This is a genomic window from Luteibacter sp. TLI7-4A (assembly GCF_056754745.1).
In genome coordinates, this window is the sequence record NZ_JBPGWO010000001.1 from 993591 (window position 1) to 1013855 (window position 20265).

The window sequence follows — 20265 nt, forward strand, 5'->3', positions numbered from 1 at the left end:
GGGGTCACCATAGGTGCAGCCTTCGATTGCGTGCGAAGGCCACGAGCGCCTGCGCCGCGAAGAGGTTGAGGTAGAAGAAGGCGACCGCGATGCGCAGGGGCAACAGGCGTCCCAGTGGCGGTTGCAGGCGTGCGAGACCGACCAGCAGCAGTCCTCCGATCAGTCCGCCGAAGGCCAGGGCGTACATGGGGTGACGGGTGAACAACAGGCCGGTGCTGGCCGTGAGGGCCAGGATCAGCCACGGCGCGAACAGGCGCAGGAGCTTGTGGCTGACGAAGCGGAACCAGAGGGGATTGCGCCACGGCGCGAGCAACCATGGCGCGAGCTGGATCAACTGATAGTTTCCGGCGAGCGTGCGGATCTTGCGCCGCCGCTCTTCCTCGGGCAGTTGCGACGGCTGGTCCCACGCCATCGCCTTGGGCTCGAAGACCACGCGCTTGCCTTGCGCCGCCACGCGCATGGGCACGAGCACGTCGTCCAGCACGGTCCCCGCGGGCAACGGCTGGAACAGCGAACGGCGTATCGCGTACAAGGCGCCGCTGACGCCGATCGTCGAGCCGGACAGGCTTTCCGCATGACGGATGCCTTTCTCGTAGCGCCAGTAGAAGTCGACGCCCTGGGCGAAGCCGCTGCGCACGTTCTCCATGTGCAGCTCTCCGCCCACCGCGCCCACGGTCGGGTCGCCGAGATTGGCCACGAGTTCCTTCAAGGCCACCGGGGAGAGCTTCTGGCGGACGTCGGTGAAGAGCAGGACCTCGCCACGTGTCAGTGCCACGGCATCGTTCAGGCAGGCCGCCTTGCCGCGCCGGTTGGGAAAGTCCAGCACGGTCACCCGGGGATCGGTCGAACGCCGTGCCGTCGTCACCGTCGTGTCGTGGCAACCGTCGCAGGCGATGACGATGTCGATCAGTTCGGCGGGATAGTCCAGCTGCCTCAGGCTGGCCAGTTTCGCGCGGATGAAACGCTCGCCGTCGTGCACGGCCATCACGATGCTGACCGTGGGAAGGATCGCGCGTCGCGCCACCGGCAATGGACGCAGGCGGGCCTGCATCCACACCAGCAGCGGGTAGCCGACGAAGACGTGCAGTAGCAGCGCCGCCGAACTCCAGCAGACGAACCAGGCGATATGTGTCATGTCGGCGTTCCCCCCGGGCGCCAGGTCAGCCGCGTCCAAGAAGGCGGCTTAGCAGGCCACGTTTCGTGGCGGGCGCCGTGGCGGCCGGGATGGCGACCGCCAGTTCCGCGGCCAGCGTGCCGAGCGTGCCATTGGCGATGTCTAGCAGGTTGAGTTGCACCCCCGTGAGCTTCTGGACGCGGACGGCCATGTCCACCGCGAGCAGGGAATGACCGCCCACGTCGAAGAAGTTGTCGCTGGTACGGATGCGCGACATGCCGAGCAGTTCGGTCCATACCGACGCCAGCAGCCGCTCGCTTTCGCTGCGCGGCTCGGTGCTTTCCACCGACGCGCCCGCACGGGGTTCCGCGGGAAGCGGCAAGGCCGCGACGTCCACTTCGCCCGTTGCCAGCAGCGGCAAGGCATCGAGCACGACGAGGTGCGCGGGCATGGACCAGGCCGGTAGCGACGTGGCCAGCGCGGCGCGCAGGTTTTCGACGTCCGGCGGATTACCCGGTGCGCCGACCGCATAGGCATCGAGGAGGACGAGGCCGGCATGGTCCGTCCGTGGCACCGCCATGGCGCGCACGATGCCTGGCTGGGCGACGAGCAGGGCTTCGATCGCCGCCGGCTCGACGTCCAGGCCGCGGCGGCGGATGCGCCGGTCGTCGCGCCCGATCACCTGCAACTGGCCGTCGGCCAGCCAGCGTCCGCGGTAGCCGGTGCGCAGCAGCCCGCCGTCACCCGGCTGCCGTTCCGCGTTGGCGCGCTGGCCGAAAGGCATGGCGAGCGCGCGCCCGGCGATGCCGAGTTCACCGGTCGCGCCGATCGGGCAGGGCTCGCCGTCGTCGTCGAGTATCCAGATTTCCGCATGGGTGGCCGGACGGCCTTCGTGCAAGGCGTCGGCGATGTGTTCGACACGGCCGCACGTCGCGACGGGAGCCGATGCGGCGTCGCCGAACAGGGTCCATAGCTCCGCCGTGGAAGCGGCGATGCGAACCGCCATGTCCGGCGTGGGCGTACCGCCGGCGACGACCGCACGCAGGCGGCGATCGCCCGGCCAGTTCGTGTCGACGAGCGCGTGCCAGGTCTCGGGACTGGCGATGAAGGTATCGAGATCGCAAAGGTCGCCATGCGCGAGGGCGTGGGCGTCCACGATCCGCCAGGTGGCGCCATGGGCCAGCGCGAGCAGGGGTGCGATGACCGACATCGGGTCGACGGGCAAGGCATCCCCGGAAACACGCTGCCCGGCGTCGAAGGCGAGCGCGTCGGCGAGCCCTTCCACGGCCGCGGCGACGGCCCGGTGCGAAAGCGCCGTGCCTCGCGCCTTGCCATCGGGGCCCAGGGTGTGAAAGGCGATGGCGGCGCCATCGGCATCGGGACGCGTGGCGAAATCGTCCTCGCCAACGACGGCGGCATCGAGTTCCGCGTGGTCCGCATCGAGCCAGAGGGCGCATGCGCGCGGCCAGTCCAACGTCGTTTCGAGCGCGGCGTCGCCGACCAGCACGGTCATCCGCGCATCGGCGAGGATGTCGCGCAGCCGCGCCGCGGGGTCGGCGCGGTCGAGCAGGAGGGCGGTGCTTCCGGTCCTGGCGATGGCCAGGAGGGCGGCGAGGCGTTCGCTGCCGGGGTCGACGCAGAGGCCGACGACACTTCCGTTCTTCGCGCCGCGTTCGCGCAAGAGCACCGCCATGCGGTCGACACGGCGCAGCAGCGACGCGTAGGTCGTTTCGCGGTTCCCCTGCGCGATGGCGACGGCATCGGGCGAGATCGCGGCGCCCCGGGCGACCAGGGCGTAGAGGTCGGCGGGCAGGCGCGCGTCCGCACCGGTCGCGTTCCAGTCGCGCATGCGTTCGCGTTCGGCCGCGGTGGCCGCGGTGAGCGTACCCACCGCGATCGCGGGATCGATGGCGACCTTGCGCATCATGCCGAGGTAACGCTCACGCATCAGCCGCGCCGTATCCGCCTGCAGCAGGTCCGCGTTATAGGTGACGCCGCCGACCATGCCCGCGTGGCCTTCCAGGAACCAGAGCCCGAGGTCCTCCGTGGCACCGCTCTGGAACAGCAGGATCTGTTCATGGGCGAGACCACCCCAGTCCACCACGCGCTGACGGGCATCCTGGAACGAGAACAACGCCTGGTAGAGCGTGGCACCCGCGCCATGGCCGACCTTCAGTTCGCGTTGCAGGTATTCCAGCGGAACGTCGGGATGACCGAAGGCCTCGATGGCGGTGCGTTTCACGTGACGGACGAACTCCAGGAACGACAGCGCCGGATCGACGCTCACGTGCAGCGGCAACAGGTTGTTGAAGTAGCCCATGACCGATTCCAGTTCGGTCTGGTTGCGCCCGCGCACCGGCGTGCCGACGACGAGGTCGTGCTGGCCGGCCGAACTGGAAAGCATCGCGAAGTACAGGGCGAGCAAGGTCATGTTGAGCGTGGCGTCCGCCTGGCGGGCCACCTCGTGCATGGCGTCGGTGTCCTCGCGCGACACACGTATCCATTCGGTCCGGCCGAGGCCGGACATGCCGGGACGCCGCGGATGATCGGTGGGCAGGGCGCGCACGTCACCCATCTGCGCGAGACGCTCGCGCCAATAGCCGAGCTGGGCCTGGAACGCGGGCGATTCGAGCCACTGCGCATGCCACTCGGCGAAATCGCCATAGGTCACGGGCAGCGGCGCCAACGGCGAGGGTTGTCCGGCGGCGAAAGCGCGATACAGCGCGGACAACTCGTTGTAGAGGATGTCGAACGACCAGCCATCCCAGATGATGTGGTGCGGCATGAAGAAGAGCGCGTGCTCGTCGTCGGCCAGGCGGAACATGCGCGCGCTGAACAGCGGCGCGGTGCCGAGATCGAATGGCGTGTCGGTCAGTTCCTGCAGGCGCTGCATCAGGCGGGCTTCGCGTTCCTCCTGCGGCAGGTGGCTCAGGTCCTCCGCGGGGAAGAGGGGATACTCCAGCCGGGGCACCACGACCTGCGCGATGTCGTTGCCGTGGTCGCGGAAGGCGGTGCGCATGATCGGTTGCCGCTGGATCAGGGCCTGGAAGGCCATGTCGAAGGCGTGCTCGTCGAGCTGGCCACGCAGGCGGTGCGCGGACGGTGCGTTGTAGGTGACGCGGCCGGGATGCATCCGCTCCAAGGCCCACAACCGGCGCTGCATCAGCGACAGCGGGGCATGGTCTTGTTCCGCGGCGGGGCGATGGCCCACGGGCGCGGTGGCCGGAGCGCTCCCGCTGGCCACCTGCGCGCCGATCGCGGAGGCGAGCCGTTCGATCGTGGGCGCGTCGAACAACGTGCGGAACGACAAGGTGACGCCGAACTCGCGGTTGAGGCGGGCGGTGAGCTGCGCGGCCAGCAACGAGTGACCGCCGAGGGCGAAGAAGTCGTCGCGGATGTCGAGGTCGGGCAGGCAGAGCACGCTTTCCATCGCCGCGGCGACGCGGCGCTCGTCCTCGTTGCGCGGCGCGATGCGCTCGCCCGACGTGGAGACGGAATGGGCGATCGGCGGCGGCAGGGACTTGCGGTCGGTCTTGCCGTTGGGCAGCAGCGGAATGGCTTCGAGCACGAGGATATGCTGCGGAACCATGTAGTCGGGCAGGCGCGCGCGCAAGCGCGCACGCAGATCGTCCTCGTCGAGTGCGGCGGCACCCTCGCGGCCCACGACATAGGCGACCAGGCGCACGTCCCCGGGGCGATCCTCGCGTGCCATCACCACGGCGCGGGCGACATCCGGCGCATCGGCCAGCACGCACTCGATTTCGCCCGGCTCGATGCGGTAGCCGCGTACCTTCACCTGGAAATCGAGACGGCCCATGTGTTCGAGCAAGCCGTTGCTGAGCCAGCGGCCACGATCGCCGGTCCTGTACATGCGCGAATCGGGCGCTTCCGACCAGGGGTCGGCGACGAACTTCTCGGCCGTGAGCTCGGGACGGTCGAGATAGCCGAGCGTGACGCCGGCGCCACCGATGTGGATTTCGCCGGGCACGCCCAGCGGGCAATGGTTGCCGCGTTCATCGAGGATGTGCACGGTGGTGTTGGCGATCGGACGGCCGATGTAGATGCCGCCGCGCGGGTCGGATACACGCCAATAGGTCGAATACACGGTGGTCTCGGTGGGGCCATAGCCGTTCCACACCTCGCCACAACGGTCGAGCAGGGCTTCCGCAAGGTCGACGGCCAACGGTTCGCCGCCGGACACCGCGCGGAAGGCGGGCCGGCCTTGCCAGCCTGCGTCGACGAGCAGGCGCCAGCCGGCGGGCGTGGCCTGCATCATGGTGGCGTCGCAGTCTTCGATCAGCCTGCGCAGCTGTCCGCCATCGCGCACGTCGTCACGGCCGGCGACGACGATCTCCGCGCCGCTGGTCAGCGGCAGCATCAGTTCCATGAAGGCGATGTCGAACGACAGCGTGGTGACCGCGACCAGCCGGTCGTCCGGGGCGATGCCCGGCACGCGCTGCATGCTGGTGAGGAAGTTCGCCGCCGCGCGGTGCGGCACGCGCACGCCCTTGGGCCGGCCGGTGGAGCCGGAGGTGAAGATCACATAGGCGACGGAGTCGGGCGTGGCGGCGCGGCGGTCGCGCTCGGGCCGTTCGAAGGATGCATCGATGACTTCCTCGCTGTTCAGCGCGATCACGCGCGCGGCATCGAAATCGAACGCCAGCGGCGTATCGTCGTCCACCACCAGCGCGGCGAGCGACGCATCCTCGGCCATGAAGGCGAGCCGTTCGGCGGGAAAGGCAGGGTCCAGCGGGACGTAGCCGGCGCCGGATTTCAGTACGCCAAGCACGGCCGCGACCATGTCCAAGCCGCGGGCCAACGACAGGCCGACCAGGGCGCCGTGGCCGATGCCGCGCGCGCGCAACGCGTTGCCGATGCGGTTGGCACGCGATTCCAGCGCCGCATAGCTGAGCGAGCGGTCGGCGTGGCGGACGGCGGCGCGCTCGGGCGCGCGGTCCACTTGATGCTCGAAGAATTCATGGGCCAGGCGGAGTTCCGGGAACGGGGTGGGCGCAGGCTGCAACGCGGCCAGTTCGCGGTACACGGCGTCGGATACCAACGGCAGCGCGACGGCGGCTCCCGCCGGGTCCAGCGCGGCGTGGCGCAGCAGCGTCGCATACGCGTCGAGCCAGCCTTGCACCGTGGCGCCCTCGAAAAGGTCGGCGTTGTACTGGCATTCGAGGCGCAATCCGCCGTCCACCTGCACCGCGTTGACGAACATCTCGAAGTTCTCGAACTCACGTGGCACCGCTTCCACGGCGAAGCGAAGGCCCGGGAACCGTACCGTGGTCTCGTCCAGTTGCGCGTCGAGGTTGAACAGCACCGCCACCAGCGGCAGGCGCGAGGGATCGCGTGCCAGCGAGAGCCGGGCGAGCAGGCTGCCGAGCGTGTAGCGCTGGTGGTCGAAGGCGTCGAGCAGGTCGTTGCGCACGGTGCCGAGCACCGTGGCGAAACTCGCTTCGTCGTCGATGCGCGCACGCAGGGGCAACACGTTCACGCAGTGGCCGACCAGCGTCTGCTGGCCTTCGGCCGCCTGGCCGGCCGTGGGAATGCCGATCACCACGTCGTCCTGCCCCGCCAGCCGGCGGAGCAGGACAGCGAACGCGGCGAGCAGGGTCGCGTAGAAACTCGCGCCGTGGGCGGCGCCCAGGCGCTTGATCGCGGCGACTTCCGTCGGGTCCAGCATGCGGTCTTCGCGCCGTGAGGTGAACGTCCGCCGGCGGGGGCGGGAGCGGTCCGTTGGGAGGTCCAGCACGGGGACCGGGCCGGCGAACCGGTCGAGCCAGTACTGTTCGTCCTCCCGGGCCGTCTCGCTGCCGGCGTGCGCAGCCTCGGCCAACGCGAAGTTCGAGAACGCGCCCGCGGGTGCCGGGCCGGGGCCCTGGCCTGTCCGTTGCGCGTAAAGGGCGGCGAGATCGCTCACGATCACGCCGAACGACCAGCCGTCGCAAACGATATGGTGCGCGGCGATGGTCAGCAGGTGGCGGTCGGCACCGAGACGGAACAATTCGGCGCGGACCAGGGGGCCGTTCTCGAGGTCGAACGGCGTCGTGACGATGCGCGAGAACGCGGCCGTGATCCGTGCGTCGCTCTCGAACGGAGCCAGCAGGGAAAGATCGTGGAAGGCGATCGGCAGCGTGGCATGGCCGGTGACGAAGAGGCCTTCGCCATCGCCGCTGAACGTCGCGCGCAAGGCCTCGTGGCGATCGACGATCGCCTGCAGTGCCCATTCGAGAGCCGGCACGTCGAGCAAGCCCTTGAGGTCGAGCGAAACCGCTTCGTTATAAGCCAGCGAGGCCTCCGGCTCCAGCCGGGATGCCAGCCACACCTCGCGCTGCGGTGCCGTCGTCGGGACGAGCCGCGTGAGCGGCGCGCCTGCGAACGGATCGTAGTCGACCGCCGTGGCGGCGGCCAGCTCATTGTGCGTCATGCGGTCACCCTCAGGTACTTGCCCGGCGCATCCGGGTTGGGAACGAACCACGCGGGACGTCCTTCGGGGTCCTTGCCGAGCCGCGCGCCGGGTACGGGCGGATGCTCGGCATCGAAGGTGGCCGTCTCGCGGCGGCGCGGCAGGAATTCCGCTTCCTGCATTTCAAGGATGGATTCACGGAAGGCATTCGCGATCGCGGCGAAATCCGCCTCGCTGTGCGCTGTCGTGAAGAAGCAGGGGAAGTTGTCCAGGATGTGAATGCCGCGGCTGCGCATCATCGCGAAGAGCAGATCCTGCAGCGGATGGTCTTCGTCGAAGATCGTCTTCCACACGGACGAGAAGTGCACGATGTGAACCGGCGCGCCGACACTGACGCAGAAGGCGTTGAGTTCCTCGGCCATCGCCGTGACCTTCGCGTTGAGCGATGCCTGGAGCTCGGGACCCTCTTGCACGAGATGATTCAGCACCGCGTGCGCCGCGGCCAGGGCCAGCGGGTGGCGCACGAAGGTACCGGCAAAGTACGTGACGCCGACCGTCGGCGTGGAATCGTCGCCGAACCGCCAGTGGCCGCCATCGAGCGCGTCCATGAAGCGGCGCTTGCCGGCGATGACGCCGATCGGGAAGCCGCCACCGACGACCTTGCCATACGACGCCATGTCGGCATCGATGCCGAGCATGGCCTGGGCTCCGCGCGGATGCGAGCGGAAGCCCGTGACCACTTCATCGAAGATCAGCAAGGAGCCGGATTCCTCGGTGATCGCGCGCAGTTCCTGGAGGAACTCGACCGGCTGGAAATCGGGACGGCGGCTCTGCACCGGCTCGACCAGCACGGCGGCGATGGACGAGGCGCGCTCGCGGATGATCGCCAGGGATTCGGGCGTGCCGTAGTCGAGTACGAGGACGTGCTCGGAAGTGTTCTTGAGAATACCCGGCGCGGCCGGCACCGACTTCAGCTTCTTCGTGCCGCGGACGATCACCTCGTCGAAGATCCCGTGGTATGAACCGGTGAAGATCACCAGGGTGTCGCGGCCGGTGACCGTACGCGCCACGCGAACGCAACCCATGACGGCTTCGGAGCCGGTGTTGCAGAGAGCCGCACGGTCGAAGCCGGTCAACTCGCAGACCTGCTTCGCGACGACGCCAGCGAGTGGATGCTGCGGACCGATTTCGTACCCGGCATCGAGCTGCTTGCGCACGGTGTCGAGTACGAAGTCGGGCTGCCAGCCGAACAGGTTCATGCCGAAGCCGTTCAGCGCATCGACGTACATGTTGCCGTCGAGGTCCCAGACCTTGGAGCCCTTGGAACGCTCGATCACGATCTGGTAGACGATTTCCTTCAGCAAGGGACGGAAGCCGTTCACCACGCGCGGGTCGGCGAGGTGCGGGCGGTGCTCTTCCGTATAGGCCTTGGACGCCTTGCTGCGCTCGATGTAGCGGCGCATGAACGCGTCGAGGCGCGCGCGCTGCCTCGCGGAGAGGTTGGTGTTCGTGGAATGGATGCGGGCGATCGCGCCGAAGGCCTTCTTCACATCGTAGGTGGTATGCGCGAGCGCCGCTTCCTCGTCGTTGGCGGCCGCGCCCTGGCCCTGTGCCGAAGCCGTGCCCTGTGCCGAAGCCGTGCCCTGTGTGGGGCCCGTGCTGTGTGTGGGAGCCGCTTCAGCGGCGATGGCCGCGGGAGCGGCCGCCAGGTCGTCGCGAGCACCCATCGCCGCTGAAGCGGCTCCCACAGGGGCTGAGGCTCCCACAAAGGCTGAGGCTCCCACAGGGGCCGCGGCTCCCGCGGAAGCGGTGGCTCCCGCCAGCAACGCCAGCTGTTCCCGCATGATCTGCATTTGTTGTGCGATCACGTCCTGGACCAGTCCGCCGCCGGTGGCCAGGGCCACCGGTGCCACCGCCGTGACAGGCGCGGCGATAGCCGCGGCCACGGGCGCAGCCGACTGGGCTTCAGCCGGCAACAGGCGATCGATATGAGCGGCGAGTCGTTCGAACGACGAGCACCCGTCCATCAGTTCGCGAAAAGTGATCTTGAGCGCGTAGGTCTTCTGCAATTGCAAGGCGACCTGGGTCAGCGACAGCGAGTCGAGTCCCAGTTCGACGAAATTGGCCGATGGGTCGACGCCTTCGAGCTCGGTGCCGGACACATCCTCGAACAGGGCGGCGAGTTCGCCGACAAGACGCTGGGGACGGGCGGTGGAATGTGCGGAAGGCATCGGCATGAGAACAGGCTCCGGTACGACGGGAGAAACGGTGGCGAGCGGCAGATGGGGCGCCGCATTGGCGATCGGCGTGACGGACGCGGGAAGGCGCGCGTCGATCCAGTGCCGCTTGCGTTCGAAAGGATAGGTAGGCAGTCGCACGCGGCGCCGATTCGCGCGATGGTCAAGCGCACCGGTGTCGATGCCGACCCCGGCGGACCACAAGGCGCCCGCGGCGCCAAGCCATGCGGCACGCTCGTCGGCGGGACCATCTCCCAGCGAAGCGACGATCGTGCGGCCGCGGCTCTGCGAGTGCTGCCGTGCGAGCAAGGCTAGACTTGGCCGTGGACCGACTTCGAGGAAGGCATGCGTGCCGTCGTCCAGCGCGTGCAGCAATGCCGGCGAGAAGCGCACCGTGTGGCGCATGTGCCGGGTCCAGTAGTCCGGCGAGGTTGCTTCCTCGTCCGTCAGCGGCAGGCCGGTCAGCGTGGAGACGATTCGGATCCGCGGTGCGGAGAGCGAGACCGCGGCCACTTCGGCACGGAACGCATCCAGCACGGGATCCATCATCGCGGAGTGGAAGCCGTGCGAGGTGTGCAGCACGCGGCAGGCGACGCCTTCGGCTTCGAGCGTCGTGCGGAAAGCCTCGACGGTCTCGGTATCGCCGGAGACGACGCTGGCGTTCGGCGCGTTTTCAGCGGCGAGGGAAAGAGCGTCCGGGAGCCGGGCGCGCAGCTCCGCGGCTCCCAGGCGAACGGAAAGCATGGACCCGGCGGGAAGGGCCTGCATCATGCGGCCCCGGCGCGCGACGAGCCGGGCGGCATCGGCCAACGACATGACGCCGGCGAGTGCGGCGGCGGCAAATTCGCCGACGCTGTGGCCGATCATGGCGACGGGTTCGACACCCAGGTTCATCCACAGGCGGGCAAGCGCATATTCAAGCGCGAAGGTCGCGGGCTGGGTCAGTTCGGTCGCCTTCAGCGCATCGGCATCCGCGGCGAACATGCGGTCGCGCAGGTCGAAGCCGAGTTCACCGCGCAGGGCGCCGGCGACTTCATCGAGCGCGGCGCGGAACACCGGCTCCGTGGCGTGAAGTTCGCGACCCATGCCGGCGTACTGCGACCCCTGTCCCGGAAAGAGGAAGACCATGCCGGGCGATGGCGTCGCACATGCACGGCACATCGCCGCGGCGGCGATATCGCGCAGCTTTGTCACCGCATCCTCGGTGGACGAGGCAACGACGTGGCTGCGCTGGACGAAGGCTTTGCGGCCGCGCGCGAGGGTCCACGCAGTGTCGGCGAGGTTGCCATCCGGGTGCGCGGCGAGATGATCGGCGAGTTGCGCCGCGGCGTTGCCGAGCGCCGTGGGCGTTCGCGCGGAAATCAGCAGAAGCTGGGCGCCGCTGGCCGCATCGGAAGGAGTGCGCTCCGGCGCCTCCTCGAGAATCACATGGGCATTGGTGCCGCCGACGCCGAACGAGCTGACGCCTGCACGCAGGGGGCCGCCAGCAGTCTGCCACGGACGCAGCGTGTCGTTCACGACGAACGGGGAGTCGGTGAGGTTGAGGCGCGGATTGGCCGCGGTGTAATGCAGCGAAGGGGGCAGGCGACGCTCGCACAGTGCCAGCGACGTCTTGATGACGCTGGCCGCACCGGCGGCCATCACGAGGTGGCCGACGTTGCTCTTGAGCGAGCCCAGGGCGCAGAAGCCCTTGTCGGTCGTTGCCTGGCGGAACGCTTGCGTCAGTCCTTCCAGTTCGATCGGATCGCCGAGTGGCGTGGCCGTGCCATGCGCCTCGACATAGGAGATGTCACGTGGCGACACACCGGCATCGTCCAGGGCCATCGTGATCACCGCGGCCTGGCCGGCGGCATTCGGCGCGGTGAAGCTCGCCTTGACACCGCCATCGTTGTTGACCGCGGCGCCGCGAATCACTGCATAGATGGGATCGCCATCGCGTAGCGCATCGGAAAGGCGCTTCAGCAGGACCACGGCCGCGCCGTCGCTGAACACCGTGCCCTGCGCATCGGCGTCGAAGGTCCGTGTATGGCCGTCGGGCGAAAGCATGGAGCCTTCCTGCGCGACGTAGCCACTGTTCGGCGGGCAGGAAATCGACGAGCCGCCGGCCAGCGCCATGCCGCAGCGACCCGCGCGCAAGGCGTCGAAGGCCTGCGTGATGGCGACAAGCGAGGTGGAGCATGCCGTATTGAGGCTGATCGCCGGGCCTGTCAGGTTGAGCTTGTGGGCGACGCGCGTGGCCAGGTAATCCTTCTCGTTCCCAAGCATGACCTGGAAGGCGCCAAGCTTGTCGATGAGGTCGGGCCGCCCGCTGATGTGCTTCTGGTAGTACGTCGCGTTATGCATGCCACCGAAGACACCCACCGGCGTGTCTTGCGCATCTGGCACGTAGCCGCCGCGCTCAAGGCACTCCCAGCACAGCTCCAGGAACAGGCGTTGCTGAGGATCGGTGAGCTCGGCCTCGCGCGGCGACATGCCGAAGAAGCTGGCGTCGAACTGCTCGACATCGTCGATGACACCGCGGGCAGCGACGTAAGCCGGATCGTCCCGATCCGCCTGGCTGACGGCGGGATCGAGTTCGCCGGGTGTGAAGTAGCGGATCGATTCGCGTCCGGCGCAGAGGTTGTCCCAGAAGGTCTCGACGTCGGGTGCACCGGGGAAGCGGCCGGCCATGGCGATGATCGCCACCGGCTCCCCCGCCGCCGGCGCGCCGCCCGACAAGCGTCCTGCCAACGCCTGCCGGGTGGCGCGCCCCTCGATGGTGGCCGCGACGGCGACCGGGGTCGGCTGCGCGAAGAAGCCGACCAGTGAAGGGGTCGGCGACAGCTCTTCGTGCACGCGAGTCATGGCGCGCGTCGCAAGAAGGGAGCTGCCGCCGAGGTCGAAGAAGTTGTCGTCGCGACCGACCGTGTCCAGGCCGAGCGTCTCGGCAAAGATGGCGCATAGCCGCGTTTCGATGTCACCGTGCGGTGCCACGAAAGGCGCTGCCAACTCGGGACGGGCGCTGCTGGGCGAGGGCAGGGCGCGACGGTCGAGCTTGCCGTTGTCGTTGATCGGTAGCGCGTCCAGACGCATCCACGCCACGGGAAGCATGTACTCCGGCAGCGTGAGGGCGAGCGCGTCGCGAAGCCCGCGTGCGGTCACGGTCTCGTCGTGGCCGACGTAATAGGCGACCAGGCGCTTCTCGCCGGGCGCGTCTTCGCGGGCGATCACTGCCGCGGCGGTGACACCGGGCAAGGCGCGCAGCGCGATGTCGATCTCGCCTGTCTCGATGCGGTAGCCACGAATCTTTACCTGACCGTCGGCACGGCCGACGAAGGCAAGGTTGCCATCGGGTAGCCAGTGCACCAGGTCGCCGGTGCGGTAACGCGTGCCACCGGCGACGAAGCGCTCCGCGGTGAGTTCGGGACGGTTGAGGTAGCCGCGCGCGACGCCGCTGCCACCGATGAATAGTTCGCCGGTATCGCCAGGGGCGACGTCGTTGCCTTCCGGGTCGAGAACATGAAGCGTGGTTTCGCCGATCGGCATGCCGATGGGAATCGCGTGAAGCCCATCGGGGAGTTCACGTGGGATCGGATACGTCGTTGCGAAGGTGGTGCATTCCGTCGGACCGTAACCGTTGATCAGCTGCGTGGCCGGAAGCGCGGCGTAGGCCTTGCGTACATGCGGTACCGAGAGCGCTTCGCCACCGGTGAGCACCACGCGCAGGCCCGAGAGGTTGCTCGCATCGTCGTCGACGATCGCGTTGAACAATGCCGCAGTCAGCCAGGCGATCTCGGCGCCGTGGCGCTCGACGGTCCGGGCGATACCGCAACCGGTCGGAACGCGCTCGCGATAGACCACGCAGGTACCGCCATTGAGCAGCGGCGCGAAGATCTCGAACGTGGAGGCATCGAAACCGAGCGGCGCGGCATGCAACACCTTCGGCGCGTCGAAGTCGATATAGTCCGAACGCAGGACGAGTCGCAGGATCGAGGTATGACGAATCTCGACGCCCTTGGGCGTACCCGTCGACCCCGATGTATACATGGCATAAGCAAGATCGTCCCCACTCCCCCCCTGTGGGAGCCGCTTCAGCGGTGAGGGGTGCTCGCCGGTTCCGGCCCAAGCCTCGCCGGCTATTTCCAGCTCAGCGACACTGAACAGGGGAATCTCCTCGCTGGAGATATCCAATCCCCCATCCGCGACGATCGCGGCCACATCCGCATCGCGCAGCGCAAAGGCGACGCGCTCGGCAGGCCAGCGCGTATCGATCGGCAGATAAGCCGCACCGGCCTTCAACACGCCGAACACCGCCACGACCGCCTCGACCGAACGTTCCATCAGCAGCGCCACATAGCTGCCCGGTTCCACGCCTGTTGCCACCAGGCTGGCCGCGACGCGATCGCTGCGCGCGTCCAGTTCGGCATAGGTGAGGTTCAACGCGTCCGATGCCAGGGCGGTGCGGCCCGGGCAGGCTTTCGCCACCGCACTGAAACGACCGTGGACGGTGCCGGTGTCTTGCCGGACGCTGGAAAGGACTTCGTTCATCATGCGACCTCGTACCCGTTGGGAGCGCGCGAGGGCATAGGCCAAAAGGTCGAGGCGGCGACAGTGAGGCCGTGCGAAGCGCTGAGCGCTTCGCCGCGGCTTTTCGCGTTGCCCCTGCTTTCCCTCGTCCACGCCGTGCCATCGGCTTTCATGCGATCCCCCTTCACGCGCGAGGGGCCGGTTGCCCCTTTCGCGTCTGTGGAATCTTTTATAGCTCCCGGGTTCGGGACGGCATATACAACTGGCGTGCTAGCCGGGGTGGGCAAATGGCCGAGGTCGACGGGGCGGAGGCGGTGAAAAAGATGCTCCATCGCTCAGAGAACGGCACCCGACGCCTCCCTCCGGACATGATGGTGCCCCGTGTTGCGAGCAGAACAGGGACGCGTGCGCTCACCCCCTTTTTCGGCCCCTTGTGGGAGCCGCTTCAGCGGCGATCCCGCGGAACCCGCAAATCCGCGAAAAAGCAAAAAAAAGCCCCGCCTTGCGCGGGGCTTGTGTGGTATGACCACGAAGTCGAACTCATCTATCAACGACGGCGATCAAGTGGAGTGCCGGAACTTCATGGTGACTATCTGCGTGGCGTAGGGAACGGCGAAGGTGAAGTGAGTGAACGTGGCCCCACTAAATTGAATAGGACCCCCAGCTGTTACTTGCTCACCAACTGGCGTTGTTCCGTTGTAGAAGGATGCAAGCGAGCCTTGGACGGCGCCACCGCACGAAAAGTATGCGTACCGGCATGGCTGACGCATGTTGACTCGGATGGTCGCCCCGTACCTGCCACCGTCTTGGTCACCGACCCTTAGCCGTATGTAGTCATATTCTGTGCCAGGTACCAGATCGACCGGTCCGGGGCCTGCCAATGTCGTGATCGTCAGGTACGTGAAGCTGGCGGTGCTCCCCACAGGAATAGCCTGTGCCGGATAATTCTTGAAATCTTCGGTGAAAATCGGCCCTTCGTTGGCCGATACATGGACGGGGTATGTGCCCGAGCTACCTGCCGTGTCGCGCGCGGTGATCGTGGCCGTGCCTTCCGCCACGCTACGGATGAGCCCCTGATTCGGGTCGGGAACGATCACGCAGCTGGAATTATTCGAACTGTAGGTATACGGCGGGGCGCCTCCACTGGCGTTGCGCGTGTATTCCTCGTCCATGCCCACGAGTTCGACAAGCGAGCCGTCGATAGAGAAGGGCATCGCCTCGGCGATACGAAAGACCAGCGGCTCGGAGGGCAGGGCCGGATCGATGCCACCGCGCTGCACGCTGTAAGTGACGATAACCTCGCCGCCGGTATTGTCGGCGATGTACTCCCGCGGGACGTACGCGGGCGGGACGAGGAGGGCGCTGCCGACCTTGACCTTCTGGGTAAAGCTGGAGACGGTGCCCAGCCAACGGTAAGTGACCAGATCGCCGTTGGCGATGGTGGGATAAGCCGCGCGGATCACCGCTTCTTCGGTGGCCGGATCGAGGACGCCGCCGGCGACATCGTCGACCGTGGGCGCGGGCAGCGGCTGCTCGGCGCCGGCGTGGCGAATCTTCAGGCTCACGTGCGCGGATTCCCGACCGAGCAGCGTGCGCACGAGACGCGGGCGTGCGCTGCGACTGAAGGGCGTGACCTGGTAATAGACCTCGGCGGTGCCGTCGAGGAACTTCAGCACCTCGGCGTGCGCCACGGAGAAGATCGGTGGCCGGGTGATGTCGCTGACCTGACGGTCGGCGGTATAGCGCACGGGCGTGCCGTTACCGTCGGTGCCGTCCCAGACCAGGGTGACGGTGTCGAAGTCGGCGATGCCCGGATACACCTCGAACCTTTCGTTCCAGCGTTACGGCTACGACTTCGATCAGCAGGTCAACGCATTGCAGCTGGGTGGCAGCCTGATCGCCCTGGACGGCGACAACGGCACGCTGCGCGCGGGCTGGGCCGCCGATCACGGCACCACGCGCGTCACGCCGAAGGCCGTGGATGGCGCCAGTTCAGCGAAGTACCGCGCCAACGGCTTCTCCGGCTGGATCACCTGGCAGCACGGCAATGGATTCTGGGTGGACGGTGTACTGGGCAGCACCCGCTACCGCGGCGACGTGGGCACGGACCTGCGCGGCGCCGACGTCGGCCGCGTACGCGCGCATGGCTGGACGATGTCCGTGGAGGCGGGCCTGCCGTTCGCCGTCGGCAACGAGTGGACGGTCGAGCCGCGCTTCCAGTTGAAGCACCAGTCGCTGAACTTCCGCGACTTTGTCGACAGCGATGGCCTGGAGGTCAAGCTGGGCACCGCGAAGCAGACGAGCGCGAGCCTCGGCGGTCGCATCTCCCGAACGGCCAATCCCGTGTTCATGCCGTATGCCAGTCTCGATCTCACCCATACGAGCAATGGCGATCCCAAGGCGGACGTCTCCAGTGACGAGTGGGACATCAGCGAGCGCTTCGGCTCCGGTCGCGTGGGCAACTCCTATCGCGCCTCGGCAGGCGTGGTGAGCCAACTGAGTGAGCACGTGCAGGTCTACGGCGAAGGCACCTACCAGCACTTCGTCGGCAGCTACGGCATGCGCGGGTGGGCTGGCAACGTGGGCATCCGCGTCACGTTCTGAACGGTCGACACCGCGGGGCCGCGGGCGAGGTCCTCCTCCCTCGCTTCCTGGCGCATCCCTTGCGCACCCGTGCGTCCTGCATCGTCCGTGGCGTCCTGCTCGTCCCGCCGCGGCCTCGTGGTGTCGGGGATCAAAGCTATCTCCTTGTAGAACCGAGGAAAATAGCCCTATGGTTGTAGGCGCCGACGTCCGTTTCCGGACACTTTCGCACCGGTTTTCGTGGCGGGGGTGTCCGTTATCGTACGCACGCCCCGCACGGCTGCGCTTCCCCAAGCCAGCCACGCCGGCGCCCTGTCCGGATCCGGACAAGCCCCTAGCGTATGGCGATGAGCCAGAGCGCCGCGCCCTGCACGGGGGCGGCTGTCCAATGCACGCGGTAGGTGCCCGCGGCGGTCACCTGCCGCCATGCCACGGCACCCTGCACGCCGCTCTCGTCGGGCAGTTCGATGAAGGCGTCGATCAGCTGGAAACCATCGCCAGGGACGACACTCATGCGCTTGACGCCACCGTCGCCCCACCAGAAGGCGAGCAGCGTGGCGGGGCCGTCGACATGGATCTCGCCGCTGGCGACCACCAGCGACGGTTCGGCGTACGACTGGGCAAGCGCCTGCACGCGGCTGGCGTCGCGTACCTCGATGAAGGGCAGGGATAGCTCGCCACGCGGTTCTCCCCGCTTGACGATGGAAACGGAGTGTTTGGCCCCGCCCTTGCCGTCCAGCGCGACATAGGCTTTCACGTCGAAGCGATCGCCGTAGTTCGCATAGGTCATCGCACGGCCCAAGGCGTCCCAGCGGTTGCCGTAGGTGTCGCGCGGCGACGCATCGTTGCTTGCGTATCCCGCGTTGAACACGACGAACACGCTGCCCCTGGACCGGGTGTCCACCGGACGCGTCACGGCGGGACTGGTACCCAGGCCCTCGCCCTGGCCGAGGAACACGTGTGCACCGAGGGAAGGAAGCGGTGGATCGCCTGCCGCCACCTGCGGTGCTATCGAGAGCAGGGCCGCGGCGGCCACGGCGGTACGAAGACGGTGCATGTCGCTTCTCCAAAGGTTGTACTTGTCAGCGCGACGGCTGTGAGCGACGCTCGGCATGCGGACCGCATGCCTGACGATACGTCACGCGCGCCGCCCAAGGGGGCTCCACCGTGACGGACGAAACCGACTTCCTCGACCTGTACGCGAAGTTGCGCCTGGCTCCCGGCTGCTCGCTGGACGAATTCAAGCAGGCTTACCGCCGTCATGTGGCGATGTGGCATCCCGACCGGCGCCGTGGCTCGCGCGCCGACCAGCTGGCGGCGGCCCGGCTGCAACGACTGACGGCGCAGTACGGTGCCGCGATGGATTTCCATCGCAGGCACGGACGCCTCCCCGGCGCGTCGCAGGCGGCGCGTGCCGTCGATGCGGTGCCGGTCGTGCCTGAAACGATGGTTCCCGTGCACGGGGCCACGCCGCGAACCGTCGCGCCGCCGCGCGGAACGCAGCGCGCGGTGGCGACCCGCTGGTGGCTTGCGTTCGCCGTGGTGGTCATCGGTGGCGTGGCATGGTCGACCTGGCCTGCCAGCCAGGCGAGCCGGGAACTGGATGGGGAAGACACGGAGGATGCGGCGATATCCGCGGGCGCCAGCGCACCCTCCGCGCCGCAGGCACTCGGCCTCGGCATGATGCCGGACGAGGTGATCGGCATCGAAGGGGAGCCCACGCGGCGTGCCGGGGATCGCTGGGAATACGGTCCTTCCTGGATACGTTTCGAGCGGGGCGTGGTCGTCGACTGGTACAGCTCGCCGTTGCGCCGCCTTCGCACGGAATCGCCACGCCCGCGGCCGTAGTTCGCCCGTCGCGTCCGTCCCGCCCGGATTCACCTTGCACCACGTCCGAACAGCACGACCTCCACCGTCTCGATCAGGATGACCACATCGAGGAAGAGGTTGTGGTTCTTCACGTAGAACAGGTCGTACTTGAGCTTCTCGGCGGCGTCTTCTTCCGAAGCGCCGTACGGATAGCTCAGTTGCGCCCATCCGGCCAGGCCTGGCTTGATGCTGTGGCGAAGGCTGTAGTAGCGGATCTTGTTCTGCAGGTCGGAAACGAACTGCGGCCGCTCCGGACGCGGCCCGACGATACTCATGTCGCCGCGGATCACGTTCCACAATTGCGGCAGCTCGTCGAAACGCAGCTTTCGGCAGATGCGTCCCACCCGCGTCACGCGATCGTCGTTGCTGGACGCCCAGCGTGCGACGCCGTCCATTTCCGCGTCCGTGCGCATGCTGCGGAACTTGTACAGCCAGAAGGTGCGGCCGTGTTCGCCGACGCGCTCCTGGCGATAGAGGATGGGTTGTCCACGGCCGGATTCGATGCGAATCGCGAGGGCGACGCCGAGCATGACCGGCCAGCACAGCAGGGCGATCAGCAGCGACGCCGCCAGGTCGAAGCCACGCTTGGCGAACGAGGCCAGTGGCGTGGTATTGAAGCCGCCGGAAAACACCAGCCAGGACGGGTCCAGCATGGTCAGTTGCACGCGGCCGGCTTCACGTTCGACGAAGGTGGTCAGGTCGGTGATCTGCACGCCCAGCTGGCGACAGGCCAGCAGGTCGTCCATGGGCAGGCTGCCCCTGCGGTCGTCCACGCCCACCACGATCTCGTGCAGCTTCTCGCGCCGCGCCATTGCGGCGAGCGAGCCCGCCGGTTCGATCAAGAGGGATTCGGGGATCGCGACAGCCTCGTTGGCTCCGCGCACATAGCCCAACAGGCAGAAGCCGCGGCGATCCGAGCGACGCCGCATGCGGTTGTGGATCTGCGCGGCGCGCTGTCCGGCGCCCAGGACGATCACGCGTCGCTTCAGCGACTCCATCTCGACCAGGCGCATGAATACCGCGCGGAAGGCCGCCGTCGACACGAAGCCGATGACCAGGGCCATGCCCAGCACGCCGCGGCCCACGTAGGCTTGCGGGATCACGTAGTAACCGACGACCAGCGCCAGGCCACCCAGGACGAAGGCGATGGCGTGCCGCGCGACCTGGCCGCGCCAGCTCATCCGCAGCGTCGCGCGATATTCGCCGAGCGCGGCCATGCACAGGAAGATGACCGCGGCGAACATCGCCGCGCGCGCCGTCAGCGAATGCGTGGACGCCGCGAGGTCCTCCGGCGAGGTCGCGAAGCGAATCCATACGGCCACGTTGAGCGAGGCCGCGAGCAAGAGGAGTTCGCAGGTGCCCAGCAAGGTGAGCCAGCGCACGATCGGCTGTCTGAACAGGCGGATCATCGGATGTTCCCCTCGATGCACGCATGGACTGCGTGCCGGTACTTCAAGGCTATGGAGCGGCCATGCTCCTGTCGATTGCACTTCCGGCCGGCGCACGGCTAGGCCGAATGGCCGCCCGATGCGCGCGTGCGGCGCGAG

The 20265-nt window shown here is 67.8% G+C and carries 8 protein-coding genes; 2 read left to right on the top strand and 6 right to left on the bottom strand.

All coding sequences use genetic code 11. From position 1 onward, the window contains the following. Window positions 1-4: 4 nt before the first annotated feature. The 4 genes from ACR9Y6_RS04490 to ACR9Y6_RS04505 form a co-directional block, all read right to left on the bottom strand. Window positions 5-1135: a glycosyltransferase family 2 protein gene (locus ACR9Y6_RS04490; RefSeq protein ID WP_481280181.1), complete on the bottom strand. Its 1131-nt coding sequence runs from the start codon at window positions 1133-1135 to the stop codon at window positions 5-7. A gap of 25 nt (window positions 1136-1160) precedes the next feature. Beyond that, window positions 1161-7544, bottom strand: coding sequence for an amino acid adenylation domain-containing protein (locus tag ACR9Y6_RS04495; RefSeq protein WP_481280182.1), 6384 nt, complete (start codon window positions 7542-7544; stop codon window positions 1161-1163). Next, complete coding sequence (locus tag ACR9Y6_RS04500) at window positions 7541-14290, bottom strand: amino acid adenylation domain-containing protein (protein ID WP_481280183.1); 6750 nt, start codon at window positions 14288-14290, stop codon at window positions 7541-7543. The genes ACR9Y6_RS04495 and ACR9Y6_RS04500 overlap by 4 nt, the downstream gene beginning before the upstream one ends. 536 nt (window positions 14291-14826) lie before the next feature. Beyond that, window positions 14827-16086, bottom strand: coding sequence for a hypothetical protein (locus tag ACR9Y6_RS04505; protein ID WP_481280184.1), 1260 nt, complete (start codon window positions 16084-16086; stop codon window positions 14827-14829). Here ACR9Y6_RS04505 and ACR9Y6_RS04510 point away from each other — a divergent pair. Beyond that, window positions 16073-16870: an autotransporter outer membrane beta-barrel domain-containing protein gene (locus ACR9Y6_RS04510; protein WP_481280185.1), complete on the top strand. Its 798-nt coding sequence runs from the start codon at window positions 16073-16075 to the stop codon at window positions 16868-16870. The two genes, ACR9Y6_RS04505 and ACR9Y6_RS04510, sit on opposite strands and share 14 nt — an antisense overlap. Window positions 16871-17183: 313 nt before the next feature. On the opposite strand, the gene ACR9Y6_RS04515 is transcribed toward ACR9Y6_RS04510, so the two are convergent. Beyond that, entirely contained in the window at window positions 17184-17906 is a 723-nt protein-coding gene (locus ACR9Y6_RS04515) for a hypothetical protein (RefSeq protein ID WP_481280186.1), read from the bottom strand. Between the two features lie 110 nt (window positions 17907-18016). Between ACR9Y6_RS04515 and ACR9Y6_RS04520 the strand changes: the two genes are divergently transcribed. Next, window positions 18017-18697, top strand: a complete 681-nt coding sequence (locus ACR9Y6_RS04520) for a J domain-containing protein (protein WP_481280187.1) — start codon at window positions 18017-18019, stop codon at window positions 18695-18697. A 29-nt stretch (window positions 18698-18726) separates the two neighbouring features. On the opposite strand, the gene ACR9Y6_RS04525 is transcribed toward ACR9Y6_RS04520, so the two are convergent. Next, the gene (locus ACR9Y6_RS04525) at window positions 18727-20127 is read right to left on the bottom strand and encodes a TIGR03013 family XrtA/PEP-CTERM system glycosyltransferase (protein WP_481280188.1); all 1401 of its coding nucleotides are present in this window, start codon (window positions 20125-20127) and stop codon (window positions 18727-18729) included. Between the last annotated feature and the right edge of the window lie 138 nt (window positions 20128-20265).